General features: G+C 50.0%; 8 protein-coding genes. All 8 read right to left on the bottom strand.

Annotated features, from left to right (window positions below; genetic code table 11):
* Nucleotides 1-44 precede the first annotated feature (44 nt).
* The 8 genes from AC58VC_RS10970 to AC58VC_RS11005 all read right to left on the bottom strand — a co-directional run bounded on the left by AC58VC_RS10970 (nucleotide 45) and on the right by AC58VC_RS11005 (nucleotide 18,878).
* The gene (locus AC58VC_RS10970; RefSeq protein ID WP_497368783.1) at nucleotides 45-1,991 is read right to left on the bottom strand and encodes a stalk domain-containing protein; all 1,947 of its coding nucleotides are present in this window, start codon (nucleotides 1,989-1,991) and stop codon (nucleotides 45-47) included.
* 152 nt (nucleotides 1,992-2,143) lie between these two features.
* Nucleotides 2,144-3,241: a chymotrypsin family serine protease gene (locus AC58VC_RS10975; RefSeq protein ID WP_497368784.1), complete on the bottom strand. Its 1,098-nt coding sequence runs from the start codon at nucleotides 3,239-3,241 to the stop codon at nucleotides 2,144-2,146.
* Nucleotides 3,242-3,336: 95 nt separating this feature from the next.
* Nucleotides 3,337-6,804, bottom strand: coding sequence for an SbcC/MukB-like Walker B domain-containing protein (locus tag AC58VC_RS10980; protein ID WP_497368785.1), 3,468 nt, complete (start codon nucleotides 6,802-6,804; stop codon nucleotides 3,337-3,339).
* A gap of 232 nt (nucleotides 6,805-7,036) precedes the next feature.
* Nucleotides 7,037-8,215 carry an exonuclease SbcCD subunit D gene (locus tag AC58VC_RS10985; RefSeq protein WP_497368786.1) on the bottom strand — a complete coding sequence of 393 codons (1,179 nt, stop codon included), beginning with the start codon at nucleotides 8,213-8,215 and terminating at the stop codon, nucleotides 7,037-7,039.
* A gap of 15 nt (nucleotides 8,216-8,230) precedes the next feature.
* Entirely contained in the window at nucleotides 8,231-12,193 is a 3,963-nt protein-coding gene (gene addA / locus AC58VC_RS10990; protein ID WP_497368787.1) for a helicase-exonuclease AddAB subunit AddA, read from the bottom strand.
* A gap of 25 nt (nucleotides 12,194-12,218) precedes the next feature.
* Nucleotides 12,219-15,746, bottom strand: a complete 3,528-nt coding sequence (addB, locus tag AC58VC_RS10995) for a helicase-exonuclease AddAB subunit AddB (protein WP_497368788.1) — start codon at nucleotides 15,744-15,746, stop codon at nucleotides 12,219-12,221.
* 180 nt (nucleotides 15,747-15,926) lie between these two features.
* The gene (locus AC58VC_RS11000; RefSeq protein ID WP_497368789.1) at nucleotides 15,927-17,045 is read right to left on the bottom strand and encodes a citrate synthase; all 1,119 of its coding nucleotides are present in this window, start codon (nucleotides 17,043-17,045) and stop codon (nucleotides 15,927-15,929) included.
* Nucleotides 17,046-17,501: 456 nt separating this feature from the next.
* Nucleotides 17,502-18,878, bottom strand: coding sequence for a class I SAM-dependent rRNA methyltransferase (locus AC58VC_RS11005; protein ID WP_497368790.1), 1,377 nt, complete (start codon nucleotides 18,876-18,878; stop codon nucleotides 17,502-17,504).
* Nucleotides 18,879-18,972 lie beyond the last annotated feature (94 nt).

Genomic DNA, 18,972 nt, shown 5'->3' on the forward strand with positions numbered 1-18,972 from the left:
TTGACGATAAGCCAAAGTTGGAGCCGTTTTTTTGCTATCCAGAACTATTTGGTTGAGATCGTGACGGTTCGGCTGCTGCCATCCCAAGCCAATTTGCCGCCAAAGGTTTCCCCTACGAATCTGGCAGGAGCAAGCGTGTAGCCGTTTACGAGCCGAGCCGGCTCTTCCAGCTGCATGGCTTTTCCGTTCACATACACGGTTTTCTGGTCAAGCGTTAGGCGTACGGTTGTGCTCCCTTTTTTCGCATTGACTGTTCTAGTCGCTGCTTCGTACTCTACCGTCGCTCCCATGGCTTCAAAGATAGCTCGAAGCGGTGTTAGTGTAGATCCGTTTACGATGGCTGGAGCCTGCTCGAAAACCTGATCTTTTCCGTCAATATCCACGGACACCTGAGAAGATATGCCAAAGGTACGCAGCGTGACTTGCTTGCCGGATTTGTTCAACACACGCAATTGAAGAACGGAACCTTCAGGAACTTCGCCTGCACGCAGATCCAAGCCATATGGCAGTTCAGTCTGAGTCGCAATAACTCGTCCATTGAGGATATACTCGACTTTCCCAATGTACACCTCGGGTATTTTAATAAAAGGAACGAACTTGGTTTTCTTCGTAAATGATTGGTGATCAGCATCGACTGGCACATAACCTACGCTATCAGCCGGTTGAGCAGAATCGGTCACTTTCGATAGCAAATAGGGATTTGCAATTAGTTTGGTATAGTAATTTTGGATATCAGACGAGCTGGATAGGGAATAGTCGTTTTGGGCGTTATTCAACCCTTGATTGACATTAAAGTAAGTAATGGCTTTCAGTCTCGGATATTTGTAAGGCATAATTTCATATAGACGCTGCAGATTGAGCTTTGCCCATTCTGTAAAATCTTCTCCAGCCGCATGCTGGTAGTGCGGAACTCCCGTTTCACTTAGCATAAGCGGTTTACGATCAGAATACGTATTGTACAGTCTGGTCAGTCTCTCGACATTGCTTGTAGCTAACATGGAAGGCAGCGAAGGGTCCCCATTTTCATAGGGCTCAATATATAAACTGACGCCAACCCAGTCTACATAGTCATCCCCGGGATAATACGGGTCGATATCATTCGCAGGTACATCTCCAGGGCTCCATACCATAGCCACGTTCGGCGCTTCAGCCGCAAATACATCATGCAGCATACGAAATTTCGCTATATATTGAGTGGGATTCCCGTGCCATTTGACCCAAGCCCCATTCATTTCTCCAGCAAAACGCAAAAAGATTGGGATACCCGCGGCCTTCGCCTCCTGCGCCCATTTCCGCAAATATGCGCCATCGGCTACCGGGTCCAAGCCATCATCAGGCTCCCATGCGATTTGCAGCGCACCGCCTGCATCTTTGGCTCTTTTCGCATACGTCGCCGGAAAACCTTGCCCCCAATGCGCATAGGCCAAATAAATCGCGTGTTTTTTACCATACACAGATTCTGTCTTGGTAAACAGGTTACCTACTTTGGGATCCTGTTCCGAATAAATCCCTAGATATGTCCCGTATGCAGGTTCAAACTTGGCCAGTTTGCCGTTTGGAGGCAGAGCCAAGTCCCTTATAGAAGACTGATCACGCTCCTGTCTATATAATTCAACAGTTGTCCGGATTTGATCGGCTCGCTGCAGCTTAACAGCCCCCCAATCTCGGCCTGCTTTGACCCAGTACTCATTTTCCAGCTCATAATCATGAATGGCCTGCTCATAATCTAAGGTAGCATCGAAATAAGAAGCTAACTTTCCATAGAACAGTGCCGTATTCTCCCAATCCCCGATGTTAGCATAGTGATTCGCAAGAAACTGCCAATGCGAGACGGCCTCCGCTTTATTGCCGCTGGCAACTAGCGACTCTGCTTTTTGCCAATGATCCCATACGATATCTGCATGTGCAGGCGCAGGCGAGCTAGCCAAACTGGCAGCTAATACACCTACGACAAACGTCATGATACTGATTCTTTTTTTTATTTTTTTCAAGAAAAAATGACTCCCTTCAGGCTTCTGGTAAGTGGTGTGTCTATACTTGATACGTACACACGACCGGAAAGTAGCATCTATTGATGAAAATAATAAAAAGAGCTGGATAGGACATATCTCCTATCCAGCTCTTTTTCAGCTTAGTCTGTGTCTTACTTCGCAGTGGCACGTACAGCGCGGATGCGCTTGCGTTCTCCTACAGAGAGGGGCTTCACGAGTGCATGATTTCCCCGCGCCGCAAGCCCTTTAATAACGCCTGCTTTGAAGGTACCTCTGGCTGCAGGAACAGCCGTACGCACGCCATACCTAGACATTACAACATCGATGGGGTTACTGATCGAAAGCATGCCATTATCACTTCCAGCGAAATTAAGCCCCGCAGCAAAGCGGTCACTGGAGCGCAGCCAAACTGAGCCGGAATCCCCGGGAAGGGATACAGGTCCTCTAGTACCGCGAATGACCAATTGGTTACGGAATGTCAGATCGCCCAATGTTCCTCCATAAGTCACTCGCACGTCTGCATGATTAGCTTCAATTGTTCCTCTGGCAAATCCACTTGTACGGCCTGACTTCATTAATTGCAGCCCGACAGGATAAGTCGATATATGACCAGGAACTGTAATAAGTCTACCTGATGAGCTAATCAAGTATCTTGGATTAAGCAAACTGTTCGAAGTCGGCTTAGCAAGCGCAGAATCCTGGAAATTGATGCCGTTCGGGACTAACTTGGTGAAATCAAAGAGGCTTCCTATGGTATCTCTTGGTGCTTGACCGCCATCCGCAGGACCTGGTTGTACCGTAATGGCCGAAGCTGACGAGTTATTTTTGACAAGTACATGGTTATTACTCAAGATATACAACTGATTGTTCTTCGTTACGATGAGGCCGCCTGTTCCTGTGGAATCCGGATCCACTTTCCCCAAGCTCACACCTCCGGGAACAGGGCGATTCTTACCTTGATAGCTGCCTATTTTCACTGCTTTCGGTTTCGGAGCCGCAGCATGCCTCTTGAATTCCCCAGAAGAAACGAAGCGAATAGGTACTGCCGAACCCGCTTTGGCGAGCACACCTTTGAGGCTAGTCATGCTAGAGGGAACGATTTTCTTCTGGGTGTACACAACGACACCTGAGCCTAGCGCAGGCTTGCTGGGATCCATATAGCCAACACCCACCGCGACAACCTCCGCACGCTTCAACAAAACTGGTGAAATTCTATTCTTGTGTTTCAGTGCCTCATGAAATGTAGCCATTCACCATTCTCCTCTTCGTAAAAGATGTAGCAGTGTATGCCAACTTGTACGAATCGGCTTGATGATTTTACCTAACATGTAGGAATAAAAAACACCTACTGCTCTTCGAGCACAATACGGCTCCCGCGGCCAGACGGCTCCGCTGGCTGAACAATTAATTTGCGGGCTAAACGAGCACGCAATTCAGGTACGTGAGAAATGACGCCAACCGCTAAGCTGTCCATGTGAAGCTTTTCCAAAGCGCCAATAACCATATCCAGCAATTCCTGATCCAGAGTGCCGAAGCCCTCATCTAGGAAGAAAAATTCCAAAGGATATTCGCCTTTGAGCTGAATTTGCGCGGAGAGTGCGAGCGCTAGGGCTAAAGAAGTCAGGAAGGTTTCGCCGCCTGACAGCGTGCTAACCGGTCTCTTGACGCCGCCGTTGGCATCATCACGAATGACAAACCCGCCACCCGAGTCGACTTCAATCGCATAACGTCGACGCGTTAATTCACCCAGCCGCTCCGAAGCTGCGCGGCTGACTTGCATCAGCTGCTCTTCGGCCAAATACTCAACGAAGGCATTCGCTTTCAGCACAGCTTGCAGCTTGCCCAGCCGCTCCAGCTGCTTCGCTTGCTCGGCGCGCTGCGCCTCGAGCTCGCACCACCGCGCATGCCGCGCAGCAAGCTCGCTTGCGCCCTGGGCCGCCTTGGCTCGCGACTCAAGCGCAGCCTCCGCGGCGGCCTTCGCGGCGCTCAGCAGCGCCTGCGTCTGCGCCCATGCGTCCGCGCTCAGCACGCGGCCCTGCAGCTTCGCTGCCAGCTGCGCCAGCTGGGCGCGCAGCGCCTGCTCGCGCTCGCGGTGCTCCGCCGCGAGCTGAGCCCACTGGCGGCGCTGCTCAGGCGCCAGCGCCGCCGCTTCTGCGGCTTCGCGCGACGCGAAGCCGTTCTCCGCGAGCGCGCCATGCAGCGCGCGCTCCGTCTGTGCCAGCTGCCGCGCGGCAGCGGCAGCGGCTTCGGCGGCGGCGCTGTAGCGCTGCGCCGCCAGGGACTGCTCGCGCTGCGCGGCAGCGTGCGCGAGCTTGGTTTGCTGCGCGGCGAGACGCAGCCGCTCAAGCGCGGAGGTCGCCTCCGCGATGAGCTGCGGCACAGCCGCGCCGGGCGCGCGCTGCGCCAGCTGCCGCGACTTGTCGGCAGCGAGCTGCGCGAGCCCCTGCAGACGCTCGTGCAGCTGCAGAGCGGTCCGATCCTGCTCCGTTGCGGCACGCTGGAGCTCGTCGATCTTCACAATCAGCTCATCCATAAAGGGGATGCTCTTCTCGATGCGTCCGCGAAGCTCCTCTGCGAGCCTTTCTTTGGCAAGCTGTTGTTCCAGCTGAGCGTCTATCTCTTCCCAAGAAAGCTCCGTATATCTATGTTGCCACTGCTTCATTTGTTCGTTCATTGTTGAATGAACAGCTGTGAGATTAGCTTCCGCTTCAGTTAGTAGACTTGCAGCTGCTTGCTGCTGAGCAGCCACTTGCACAGTCTGTTGTTCATGTGCATGATGCTCTTTAGATAACGCTTGGAACGACTGTTCGAGCTCATCGGCACGGGACATAACTGCATTCCAGTTATCTTCCATTTTTGTCCAATTCTGTTGGAAGCCTGAGAGTCCAGTTCCTTCCTGCGACTCAGTCTCACGCAGAGATACTGTTCCTTCTAGTCCTGCTGCTGCTTCTTTCCATGCTTGTCCCACTTCTTCAGGCTCAGCCAATGGAGAGCGTGATTGTTGCGACGCCAGCTCAACAGCTTGCTGTATAACAGCTGCCATTCTATGTAATCGCTGTTGATGGGTATATAGGCGCTCTTTGACCTTTTGAAGCAGCGCTTCCCCTTGTTGAATCTGCAACTCGGTTTCTTCTCCGGTTGCTGTTCCTGCTGATGGAATGAGTTTGGACGGATGCTCGGTTGCTCCGCACACAGGACAATGATCTCCATCCGCTAACTCACCCGCCAATATCGCTGCCAGAGCATGGCGTTCTTGCATTTTCCAACGCAACTTCATCTGGTCTAGTTGGGCTTGCAAGGCAGGAATAAAGCCATTGAAAGAGGCATTCTGCTTCTGCCCCTCCAAATTGATTTCATTTGAACGTTGAAGCCATACATGCAGCTTATCCATCATTGCTTTCTGCTTATCTGCTAATTGCAAATGATTATGCTCAAGCGCAGCATGTGAACGAACTCTCTCTTCGAACGCTTTTTGAGCACCTTCCTTCTGCAGCTGCAGCTGTTCAATCGTTTTTTTCTCCTGAAGCGCTTTATGTAACAGTTGGGTAGTCGCTGTATTGGTTTCTGTTTGCCTGAGCTGCTCCTTCAGTTCCGTTTGTTTCAAAATAGCTTTTTGCTTCGTCTCATTGCTTTTCTTAATTTCCAGTTGCAGCGCTGCTAACGCTGTTTTCACTTCATTTTCTTGCTGCTGAGCAATCTTTACCTGCTGCCCAACATGATCCAGTTCCTGCTGAATAACGAGCGCCTGCTGCAACTGGTCTAACCGGAGTAACAAAGGTCCTTCCTTCAACGAAAGCTCTTGCTGAGCCTGTTCATATTGCTCCGTTGCTTGCTGATACGCTGCCTCAGTAGTTTGCTGGCTTACTTTCGAAATGTCTAGTTTCGATTGTCCTGTTTGTACGTCCTTGACAGCTAATTCATGCTGCTCCAGATAGGGTTTAACTTTTTCTGCTAGATCCGCATGCCCCAATAGAAGCTCTTTCTCACGTATGTGAGTTTCTTGCTCCTGCAGTTTTTGCGCTTCCGCTTCCAGCACGATTTGCTCCTGCTGCCAGTGATAAATCTGCTTGTGTTCCTCGTAACACTTTTCCTGTTCATTCAAATGCAGACGGCTTCTCACGGCTTCACTTTCAGCTTCTTGAAGTCTCTCATTGGCTGCTTGCAAAGCTTGCTCCGAGGCATCCCCCAGGCCCATCTGTTCTGCTGCAAGCTGTTTCACCATACTATCCGTTTCTTTCACTTTGGAGCTTACCTTAGCGCTGAGCTGATCCCCATATTGCTCCAAGTGGAAAAGTCTTTGCAGCATCTGCCTGCGATCTTTGCCCGTCAAAGTCAGAAATTCCGCGAATTTCCCTTGCGGCAATACGACCGCTCTCGTGAAATCCTGCATGGATAATCCGAGGATATGCAGCACTTTCTGATTGACTTCGCCTGCTTTGTCCGCAAGTACAATGGTCTCCTTCTCTTGCAAATGGAGCAGTCTGGCAATCGTTCCGTTAATGGACATCTCCGTGCCGCGCTTGAATTGACGCTCTACGCGATAACGTTCTGTACCCACTGCATTCGTGAGCTCAAAAGTGAAAGAAACGAACAATGTCTGCTCCGCATGATTCATGATCGCTTGCGTGCCGCCGCTGGCTCGCTCGACTTTACCGTACAAAGAGAGCGTAATCGCATCGAGAATCGACGATTTCCCGCTTCCCGTCGGTCCAAAAATACCGAATACACCCGCTCCTACCAGTTGGTTAAAATCAATCTTTTGCAGCTCTCGGTAGCTTTGGAGCCCGGACATTTGCAGCTCAATTGGACGCATATTCAGGTCCTCCTAGTGTTACAAGATGTAAAACATACATTAAACTTTTACTAACAGGTGTAATTAAGACGATTATCATGCAAAAAGTACAGTAAAAATGCAGATTCCGTCTATAAAAAGCGCAAAATTCATCATTTTGATGTACAAATTACATGATCGCTAGCTAACCCAACGAAATTCCACGAATTCACTGTACATTCTACATGTAATATCTGAGGTGGGTCTAACCATCCTACTCCCCTGACGCATCTGCCAAGTCCTTCTCCTGCAGGAGCTCCAGGAACAGCCGGATCAGCTCGGGCTCTGGCTGGGCGCCTCCGGTTTGCCGAGAATAGAAGCGCGTGAAATGCTCCTCCATCGATAGATCTGCCTTTGGCGCTGCTGTCCTGACAGCCTCCATCTCCGGATAAATGGGACGGATATGAATAAATCCGTCATAAGCTTTGCGCAGTGATTGAATTTGTTCAATGGACATCGCTTCCGTCATGTTGATCTCGAGGTCAATCCATGCTGCAGCATCCCGCTTCTCTTCCAGCCATTGGTGAACCTGCCCTACACCTTCTTTGGCTTTCCAGCTGACGAGCGGACGTCCTGAGGTTAGATAAATCTCTTTAGGCTCGGCTGACTGCCCAGGCTGCAGATCTAGGACAGTTACGGACTTGGCTTGTCCGGCTTCCGAGAAGCTATAAGCAATTGGCGATCCGCAATAGCGTATAGGCGAAGCTGCTTTTACATTTTGCGGTCTATGCAAATGGCCTAGCGCCACATACTGCGCGCCTGCTGTCAGCGCAGTTGTATCTACGGTATACGCGCCGCCCACTTGAATCGGTCGCTCTGACTCTGTTTCGAGACCTCCTAGCACATAGAGGTGACTCATGATTAAATTAACAGTCCCCGGCTCAAAAGAAGCCGCCTGTTTACGAATCAGCGCTCCAACTCGTTCGGAATATTTGCTCCGCAGCGCTTCCTCCTCCGCAACTTCCGAGAGAAGCTCCTTAAGACGCGACTCCGACGGATAAGGCAAAGCAATAAGACGCGCCAGCTCCCCAGTACGAGCGATTCCTATAGACTGGATTTCAGGCACAGGCATGCCGATCAATGTAATGCTTTGTTTGCCCGCAAGCGGTGCCGCTGCAGCGACACGATCCGGATGATCATGGTTGCCTGCGATAATGGCAACGTGACGTTTCCCTCCATCTGCAAGACGCGCAATACTTTCATAGAAAAGCTGTTCCGCAGCTGCCGGAGGATTGACACTATCATAGATATCGCCAGCAATTAGGACCAAATCAATCTCTTGGTCTTCTACGATACCTACTAGCTCGTCCACAAAAGCAGACTGCTCCTCCAGACGGCTTCGCCCTTCCAGCGTTCGGCCAAAATGCCAGTCACCCGTGTGTAATATTCGCATACCTCATCCTCCACCTTACATTTCGAGCAGCTTCGCTCCATCAAAGAAATACAGAAACTTTCCATGAACTGGACGCTTCCAAATATGTTCCACGGCACGCGTATAGAGGGAAATTTGCTGCTCATACCGCAGTTTTAGCTCCATATCGCTGTTACCTTTTACTGCATCTGTTTTATAATCAACCAAAACCAGCCCAAGTTCATCCTCAAATAAACAATCGATGACTCCTTGAATCAGTACCGTTTCACCGCTCGTGGAACGATCAGTTCCCGCGTAAACCTCATCTGCCTGCAGACCATAGCTGAAGGGCACCTCGCGTTGTACATTCCTTGCCTGAAGCATCCGCTTTCCAACCTCTGTCTGGAAAAAGCGCAGCACAACCGGAATATCCACCACTTCACTTTGATCAGTAGTCAATGTTTGCTTATTTAACATGTCTTGGAGTGTCCCTCGAATACTCTCCTCTGTCGGCACTTCCTGCAGGGAGAGATTTTGCATGACAGCGTGGACAACCGTTCCTTTTTCCGCTGCTGACAGCTTCTTCTCTTCCATAAATTTAGGCCTGCGCCAAATCATGGACCTTCCGCTTCCAGAAGATGACGTCGCCACTCCTGGAGTTACGACTTCTGTTGCAGCCGGCATTTCCATCTCATCCGCAATTCGATTCAGCTCTGACAAGCGCTTCATTTCGGAAACGGTCGTCTTCGCAAAAAGTTTAGGTGCTTCAGGGAACGAATACGACCATGACAGCCGGTCATCTAGCCATTCCTGCCACTCACCCGACGTCGTCACGGCCTCAATCCGGCGAATGTTGTCCATTCGATCTCCGTCAGGGGCCATGTTGTGTTCTTCCAACGCTTCATCCGTTAGCAAGCTTTCTGGCTTGATGACGGTCAGCTTCCATGCCGAAGGATCTTCCAATAATCGCACCCCTGAAGAAGCTTCACTTATGCCTAGACGTTCTCTCCAGAGAGTAGCGTTAGGATGCCTAAGCAGGGCTGGACCCACCCAATCCAGATAGCTTTTGGCTTTCGCCAGCTCGAAATCAGGCAAATACCATTCCGTTCTGGACAGATGCCTGCCCCATCCGCGCAACAGCTTATCCAATGATTTGACAGTACCAAGCAAATAAAGTTTCTCTCTAGCTCTAGTCAGTGCTACATAGAGCACCCGCATTTCTTCCGCAAGCAGCTCCAGCTTCATCCTTCTTTTTATGGCAAGAGAAGGCAAGGTTGGATAGCTTACACGTAGTGTCGTGTCTACAAACCGCGGGCCGAACCCGAGCTCTTTATGCAGAAGAAATGAATCGTTCAGATCGCGCTGGTTAAACATTTTAGCCATACCGGCCCCGAAAACTACGGGGAATTCGAGACCTTTACTTTTATGAATCGACATGATCCTTACAACGTCTTCTTGCTCCCCGAGCGCACGTGCTGTGCCCAGATCCCCACCGCTTTCTTTCATTCTTTCAATAAAACGGAGGAAGCGGAATAACCCGCGCAAGGATGTGCTTTCATATTGTCTGGCACGATCGTACAAAGCTCTCAAGTTAGCCTGTCTTTGCACGCCACCCGGCAAGCCGCCGGCGAAATCGTAGTAACCTGTTTGTCTGTAGATATGCCAGATTAAATCCGCCAAAGAGCCTTGTCTAGCCTCGGTCCGCCATGCTTCCAGCAGCTCCAGGAAATAGTTCAGCTTTTGCAGCAAAACCTCATTCTCTTCGGTCTTCTCATCGCTCGCAGCCTGCAGCACAGAATCGTAGAACGGCACCGATTTATCTGCAATGCGAATCAGCGCTAAATCCTCGGCTGTGAGCTGCACCACCGGTGACCGCAATACAGCAGCAAGCGGCACATCCTGATACGGATTATCGATGACTTTTAACAGAGATAACATGACTTCCACTTCTGTCGCGGAAAAGTAGCCCGTACTTAGCTCTGCGTAAGCAGGTATACCCATCTTCTTAAGTTCTTCAATGAGAATAGGCGACCACATCTGCGTGGCACGCAGAAGGATGACGATATCCCGGTACGTGACTGGGCGATCACCGCCGGTTCTTTTATCAAATACTTGAAAAGCTTCCTTCCCACCGGCACCCATCAGATCTTGAATTTGGCGGGCTATGGTTCGCGCTTCTAATTGTGCGGTCTCCAGCTCTTGCGCTTCCAAAACGGGATCTATAGCAGCTCCTTCGGGTAAAGCTTCGGCATTCATTTCCTCATTTTCTTCTGAATCAGTCGAATAAGCTTCGCTTGGGTCCGGCGCATCTGTTGCGCGATCAATTATCAGCATCTCAACCGAACAATCTGAGGCAGATGGTGGATAACCCGCTCCATATACAAGCTCAGCCCGCTCATCATAAGCGACTTCGCCTACGGTTTCATTCATCATTTGTTTAAAAATAAAATTGACCGCGTCCACGACTTCGATCCGGCTGCGGAAGTTACGCGCCAAATCTATTCTGCCGCCCGCGGAAGGCACTTCTTGCGACTCCGCTTTATTGGAGCGGTATGCTTTATATTTCTCAAGGAAGAGACCTGGCTCCGCAAGTCGGAACCGGTAAATACTTTGCTTCACATCGCCAACCATGAACCGATTTCCAGGGTTTGCGTTCGAAATCAATTCCACAATCGCTTCTTGCACACGATTCGTATCCTGATATTCATCGAGCAATACTTCAGCGAATTGCTTCCGATAAGCCTGAGCTGCCTCAGATGGAACCAATTCACCCGGAATGGAGCCTGGCGCGCTCAGAATTTGTAAGCAGTAATGTTCCAAATCAGCGAAATCGATTAAACCTTTAGCTTGTTTTCCTGCCTGATAACGATGTCCGAAATCCGCAACCAAATCAACTAAAGTATGTAGAAGCGGTGCCATATCGGCAATTTCCTGATGGAATTGCTCAGGGGTCCGGCCGAATAACTCCTCTTGCATTTTGTTAATTTGCTCTTTGACTTTATTGCGCAGCTCCTTGACTTCTTCTTGCAGCGCTTTGTCGTAGTCGTCGCCTTTGCATGCTTTGAGCTTGCCAAACTCCACGGTTTGAAAACCTAGATACAGAACGGACCACGGATAGGTTGTCGTCTCCAGTAAGTTATTTACGAGCAATAGATCTTCTCGTAAATTGTCCAAATAAGGAGCTGGTCCGCCTGGCGAATCGGCGATTTCTATCGCCTGACGCAGTAAGTCGGCGGCTCCTTCCAACTCCAAAGCCAAGTCGCGGATCAGACTTTGCTCCCAGATCGCGTAGTCCGCCGGTGCTGACGCAGCGGCAACATATGGCAGCGCCTCCTGCATAACGGCAGCTGCCTCATCCGGCACCTCCTGCGGTGCGGACTCCGGCGCCCCGAACATCGAAGCCGTCGCTCGGAGCCAATGCTCCGGCCACGGGTGGCTGCGCGACACATCATACAGCTTCTGAATAAGCTGCATGATTGCGTCGTCGTTGCGCTCCCCGCTGAACGAATCGACCAGCCGCCAGAAAGCGCTGTTCTCTCCGCTTTCCGCGTAATATTCCTCTAACATCTCGCCAAGCAGGTCTTGGCGCATGAGCTCCGCTTCCGTCTCATTCGCAATCCGGAAGCCGGGATCAAGACGAATGAGGCTGAAGTAACGCTGCACAACTTCCAAACAAAAGGAATGCAGCGTTGTAATCGAGGCGCGCCCCATCAGCGCAATCTGCTTACGCAAATGCTGCGAGTGCGGCTGCTTCATCAGCTCTTTCTCCAGCGCTTCGCGTATGCGATGTTTCATTTCCGAGGCTGCCGCTTTGGTAAAGGTTGCGACCAGTAATCGGTCTACATCGATGGGCTCCCACTCATCGGAAATTCGCCGGATAATGCGCTCCACAAGTACGGCGGTTTTGCCTGATCCGGCCGCAGCGGCAACGAGCATATTTTGACCTTTTAGGGTAATCGCATCCCACTGATCGTCCGTCCAAGTACTGCCTGGAGGCTTAGGCTGTTGTTGTTTATTCACTTCGTTACACTCCTTTCCGTCCTCATCACGGGCTAACGTTTTGCTCCAATTCGGACCAGAGCTGGTCTTTCCCACGCTGTTTCAGAACGTGGATTTCATTGCCTTCAAACAATGGATCAAACTGACAAATCGATTTATATGAACAGTGCAAGCAGGCTGTTTTCTTGCCTAATCGGTATGGAGCAATGTCCACATGACCATCGGTAATGCTCGTTCCGATTCCTTTTACCTGCTTACGCACATATTTCCTGAGAGTATCCCATTGTTCATCTGTGGCGACGGAGGAGCTTGAATAGAAGCTTCCATCCTTCTTCAAAGCCACTGGAATTAATTGCGAGTGCCCCGCGCTTTTTAACAGCTCGCTATCCATCAATCCAGCAACTTCAGCGTCAGCCGTGATCAAACCTTTCATTTTAAAACGTTTCCGCAGCTCTTTCTCTACGGCCGCAGGGTCCAAGGCATTTTTTTGCTGAAGCATCGGGTTATGCACATGGAAATAAAGCACTCCTGCTGGCTTCGCCGCAATACCCAGCCAACGTTCCGCATGGGTAATGATGACATCCAAATAAGTGAGCATTTGCAGGGACAGCCCGTAATACACCTCAGACAACTGCAAAGAGGTTGAGCTTGATTTGTAATCAATGACTCGCAGTAATACGCCTTGTTCGCCATCCGCCCGATCCACCCGGTCGATTCGTCCAATGATTTCCATTGTGCAGCCATTCTCTAAATCAAAGGTCAAAGGAGGCAATTCTTTGCCTGGGCCGAAATCGATCTCCAGACCTAACGGTTCAAACTGGCCATGCTTCGCATGTTCGCCTAACACGACTGCTGCTCTGCCCACGACTTGCTTCAATTTTCTCGCTATATAGGCGTATCTGCTGGAGCTAAGCAATATTTCCCCTTGCAGTCTTGGAGCAAGTTCATCCACTACCTGAGCGGAACGCTCCATGCACTCCTCTGCTGACAGTGACCCCCAATCAAGTTGATCCTGCTGCAATCTTTGAACAAACTGGTTCAATGCCGCATGAAACAATTGCCCGATATCCGGGGCATCCAGCCGGTACACTCGTCTTTCCTGCAGTCTTAAGCCGTGGGATACGAAGTGGGAGAAGGGACACGCCACATATTTCTCCATGCGAGAGACGCTGGCCCGCAGGTTTTGTCCATATAAGAGCTTGCTTGTTTTGGACGATATTTTGTTCTCTTTATTCGTATAACGAAGCGCTTGAACCACCGATTGCAGCTTCATTTGCCATTCAGGCTTATCTGCATACCAGTTGTAGGTTTCCCACCATAGATCGGCCATGCGGCCGCCAAGCATCCAGTGCTTCATGCGTACTGCCAAATAGGAGATGGCCTGATTCGGATGCGCCATATAGGCGGCCTGCTCATCTTCCGGAGATTCAGCAGCCGGTTCCGCAAGTAAAAGCGGTGTCTCGGTCCCGGGAAATAACTGACGCATTTGTTTAATTAGCTCAGAGGGCAAGAGCGACTTGCCTTCTTCATCAGCCAGCGGATAGCTCATCCACAGTCTTTTACCCGGTACGGTTAAAGAGGTGTATACGATAAATTGCTCATCCAGAAGTTTACGCCGACTTCCGTCTGCCATCGGGAGACCAGACTCCATCAGAACGCTCCGTTCTGCTTCCGTCAGGACCCCTTTTTCCGGCATTTGAGCAGGGATAACGCCATCGTTCACACCCAAGATGTATGCATAACGAATACCGCTTGACCGCGTCCGATCCATGCTTCCGATCAATAATTGATCCATCGAAGGTGGCACCAGTCCTAGCTTCATGCTCTCCATGCCCGTCTCAACGAGGCTATTAAATATCTCAAGGGACAGCTCATCGTCCCCCATCGTCTCTACTAATTGATCCAGCATCTCCATGACACTGTTCCACATTTGGCCATGCTCACGGGCTTTTTCCGGTTTGCCGTCATGAATCGCTTGCTGACTCCAAGCTTCCAATTTCTCTGGAGCCTGTACAGCAATCAAAAGTTCATAAAGAGCTTCAACTTGCGCTTTAACGGACTCAGCTTGCTGTAGGCGTTTGGCAAAAGCAAGAAGCGGCTTCACCACCCACTCTTTGCTTCTATTCAATGCAGCTAATTCAGCTGTCTGTTCCTGAATACCTTCATCAGCCTGCTCCAGATTGGCCCGGAATTTGTAGCTCCATGGCTTGCCATCGGTCCATCTGTAGCCTTGGATACCAAATGCGAGCACATAGTTTTCCAGCTTATCGAGCTCTGTTCTCTGATCGGCAGCTTCACTTGGCAGCAGCAAATCCGTTTTGACACAGCGGAATACGGCATCATAATGCCAATTATGCTGAACAACCTCCAGCGCTGAACGAATAAATTCAACCAGCGGGTGATGCAACACCGTCCTTTTTTGGTCAAAAAAGTGCGGAATTTCATAATCGGTCAGTACCGCTTTTAATAAATCCTGGTAGCCTTCCATATTTCGAACCATGACGGCTACTTCACGCCAACGTACGCCATGCTCACGAACCAAATGCAGCATATCCCTCACTGCGCCTTCTACTTCAGCACGGCGGTGAACAGCCTCTGCAATCACGAGCTGATCGCTTATCTTCTCATATGCAGCCGGTTTATAACGCTGAGCTCCTCCGCCAATCCGGCGGTCAAAATTGCGCTCCAAATACCCGAGTAGCGGGCTATCGTCATAACGTGGCGAACGATCCAGCGCCAAAAGATGAACCTCAGCTGACGGCAATCCGAGCTGCCAAATAAGCTCCTGCAGCCGAACCATCGTCGTCGCTGTAGGGTGAAATAAATCCAGCTCATCCGGCGTATCCCCGGCTTGCAGTTCCCGGTCGAGGCACAGTGTAATCGTTACCTGTTTACATGTCGAAAATAACGCGCCAAGTACGGCAAACTCCTGTGGTGTAAAACCATGAAAACCATCAATCCAAACGGATGCAGACTGCAAATAAGCGGAATTCGGAATCTGCTCCGCCAGCAGTGTCAAATAATCCTCGCCGTCCAAATACTGCCGGGATAGCTCCGATTCAAATTGGCGATAAATCAGCTGAATGTCATGCATTTTATCTCGAAGCAGACCGCTCTCTCCTAATACAGAAGCCCGTTTCTGCTCATGCTCTTCGAGCTGCTTAGCCGTTACACAATACCTTTTCATCTCCGTAAAAAGCTGGTTTAAACGATCTACGAAACCCATTTGCTCAGCCGAGTGGCCGAATAAGCGAAGCTTTTCTTTCTGTTTATGTAAAATGCTTGTAAGCAGCAGTTTCTTACCCATATCATCAATCGGCAGTCTCGCTGTCCCGCCTTCTTCTTGCATAACACGCCAAGCCAAACGGTGAAAGCTTAACACCTGAGCACGAATCATCCCCCGAATGCCGGGATCTGACACAATGGCATGTTCAGCCTGAAAGGTCGCCTGCTCCGGCACCAATAACACGAGCGGGTCACCTTCCGGCTCTGCCGCCAACTGATGCTTCATTTCTATTAAACAACGTTCACTTTTTCCGCTGCCGGCTCTGCCGATCACGAAACGAATAGACATACAGGGCCTCCTTCAAGCTGATCTCTAAAGATATCAATCTTATCTATTCTATCATACTTTTGGTAGAAAAGAGGCGTGGCAGATGATGGGCTTAAGATGGCATAACAAAAAAGCCTCTCCCCACTACCATGAAAATTCATGACAGGGAAGATGGCTTTTCACTTGAAAATCTTTAACTGTCTAGGAACGATTTCGCAGCGACACCGGCAGTTCGCCGATATAGACCGACTGCGGTCGAAAAATACGATTACAGCTTGTTTGCTCCAACAAATGAGCTGTCCATCCTACCATTCTGCTGAGCGTGAAGCTCGGTGTAAAGAGTGATGTCGGAAGTGCAATCGCTCGCATCACAGCTGCAGCATAAAATTCCACGTTTACGTACAATTTCCGATCTGGCTTATATTCATTTAGCAGCTCAACAGCTACCTTTTCTACGTGGATGGCTAATTCGAACCATGGATCTTCAGCAGCGAGTTCAGTCATGAGGTGCCTAAGCGCATCCGCTCTAGGATCGTTTGTTTTGTAAATGCGGTGACCAAAGCCCATGAGCTTTCTGCCAGCCTTCAGCTCTTCACGCAGCCACGCCTCCGCATTCTCTTTGTCTCCAATTGCATCCAACATATGAAGCACTTCCGATGGCGCTCCACCATGCAGTGGCCCTTTCATTGCTCCGATGGAAGCACAAAGCGCAGAAGCAAGATCTGATTGTGTAGATAACACAACGCGTCCGGCAAATGTAGAAGCATTCATCCCATGCTCCATAGCTAAGATCAAATAGGCTGTTAATACTTTCACATGAACCTGCTGCGGCACGGAACCTGTCAGCATGTACAAATAATTGGCAACATGATCTAACTGCGGATCAGGCTCAATTGGCGTTAGCCCTTGCGATCGCCGATAGTGATAAGCAATGATTGTTGGCAGCATGAGGGTATTCGCGAGAATCCTCTCAAAATGCAGCGGCCATTCAGCCTCCTGATGGCTGATTGTGCCTAGAACAGAGGTAGCTGTGCGAAGCACGCTCATCATTTCGCTTTCTTTTGGCAGCAAATCCAGTACCGCCTTCAGTTCGGCAGGTATGCTGCGTTGCTTCGCCCATTGCTTATGGGATGCGCTTAGCGCCTCCGTGGACGGAAGTTCCCCATGCCAAAGTAAATAGGCGACCTCCTCAAAACTGTTGTACAGGGCAAGCTCCTTCGCTTCGTATCCGCGATAAACCAGGACCCCGTTTTGTCCATCAACCAAGGACAATTCTGTTTCTGCTGCTACAATACCGTCCAACCCGGTTACCGATGCCATATCGTCATTTTCCTTTCGGTGTAAGAGTGTAAGTGCTTTTCTTCATCATATTCACAAATAGCATATTCATCCAATTCGTGTTTTCTTTCATTATGATAAATAAAATATATCAGTGTAAATTTAGTGATTATATTTGTTTATAGAAATAGACAACTCGTAGATTCGGCACGTGAACCCGAAGTCTCCTATCGCGCCTATGCTGCATTTTCTACAATGAATACCCACGTTTTGCTCCATTAGCACGCCCTATCCTGTATAAAATACAACCAATTAAGCTCAGGACATGACTTATTAAGTTTCTACAGCAAAATCATTGCACTTTGTACAACGAAACGCACGAATTAAGGGTAATAATCCTCAAATCGTTGTACAAAATACAACATACGCTAGGAACTGAAGTACCTCAGCTACTCCTCACAAAAAAAACGAGGCCACGTTGGCCCCGCTCTACTCAACTTATTTGCTTCGCACCTCAAAAATCGCGAATTTCAAGTAATGCCCCTCATCCACGCCGAGAATGCGCGGATGGTCCATGCCCGCTCCGCGGAATTCAACTAAACGCAAGAGTTTGCCTGCATCCGTCGCCGCCGCATGAATCGTCTCCAGGAAAAGCTCCGGGTGCATGTGGTACGAGCAGCTTGCCGTAACCAGATACCCGCCTTCATTCACAAGCTTCATGCCGTGCAGGTTAATATCTTTGTAGCCGCGGCACGCGCCTTCAACTGCGCTTTTTGTTTTGGCAAAAGCCGGGGGATCCAGAATGACGACATCCCAAGTCCTGCCGCCCTCAGCAACCGGCTTAGACGTGTCGATCTTTTTCCCTTGAGCGCTGCTTCCAGCGTTAGCACGCACTTTCCGTTCATCCAAGCCTCTGACTTGGGTTCTCAAATATTCAAATGCATCCGCGACAACAAATTCGACACGGTCTTGGAAACCATTCAAACCAACATTCGTTCTCGCACTTTCAATGGCGTGCTCGGAAATGTCCAAGCAGGTCACTTTTTTAGCGCCGAATTTACACGCGTTGAGGGTAAAGCTACCGGTATGGGAGAAGCACTCCAGCACGGAGGCGCCATCCCAGTGAGGGAATGTCACGACTTTGCCGTTCGCATTAACGGGCAGCGTCTGCACAGCTCCCTCGTGCTCCACTTCTTGAAGCTCGATGCCGCTGCGATAGCCCCAACCTGTCATCAACGGAGCAATGGCTGCACGATTTTCTCTTTGGTCAAAGAAATAGCCGGTTTTTTGGCCCTCTTCGATATCCACTCGGATGCGCAGGCCATTTTCAAGAATATCCACATGTTTGGGACATTCGCCATATAATAAGCCTTTGGTCTGCTCCAAGCCTTCTAACTCGCGGATCGACACGTCGCTGCGCTCGTAAATGCCTGTCGGCTTTACAACTTGGACGAGTGCTGCAACAATCTGCTCACGACAGCGATCCATCCCGAGTGTGAGAATTTGTACAACGAGCGTATCCTCGAACTTATCCACAATAAGCCCCGGTAAAAAGTCCGCCTCACCATAGACTAACCGGTAAGATTTCGCCTCTTTCACAAAGCGGCTGCGATGCTGCAAGCAGCGTGTGAACCGCTCAACAAAAAAGTCCGTCGTCATGGCTTCAAGCGGCTTATACGATACAATTCGGACCGTTATTTGCGAAGCTTCATTGTAATAGCCCGTCGCCAAATACTGGCCCAGATGCGTTTGCACCGGAACGAGCTGCCCCGGAACAACTTCCCCGTCTACCCGCTCAATCTCACTTTTGTACACCCATGGGTGACCTTGCTCTAAACGAGCTTTACGTTTTTTATGTAAAAATACTGCTGCCATATGTCAGTTAGCCGTCCTTTGTGTGATACGTTCCGTCTCTCTGGTGCTTGTCATGCTTGTCTGTACGGTCACATATATTGAGTGATAATGAAAA

The organism is Paenibacillus sp. J22R67 (assembly GCF_059692175.1).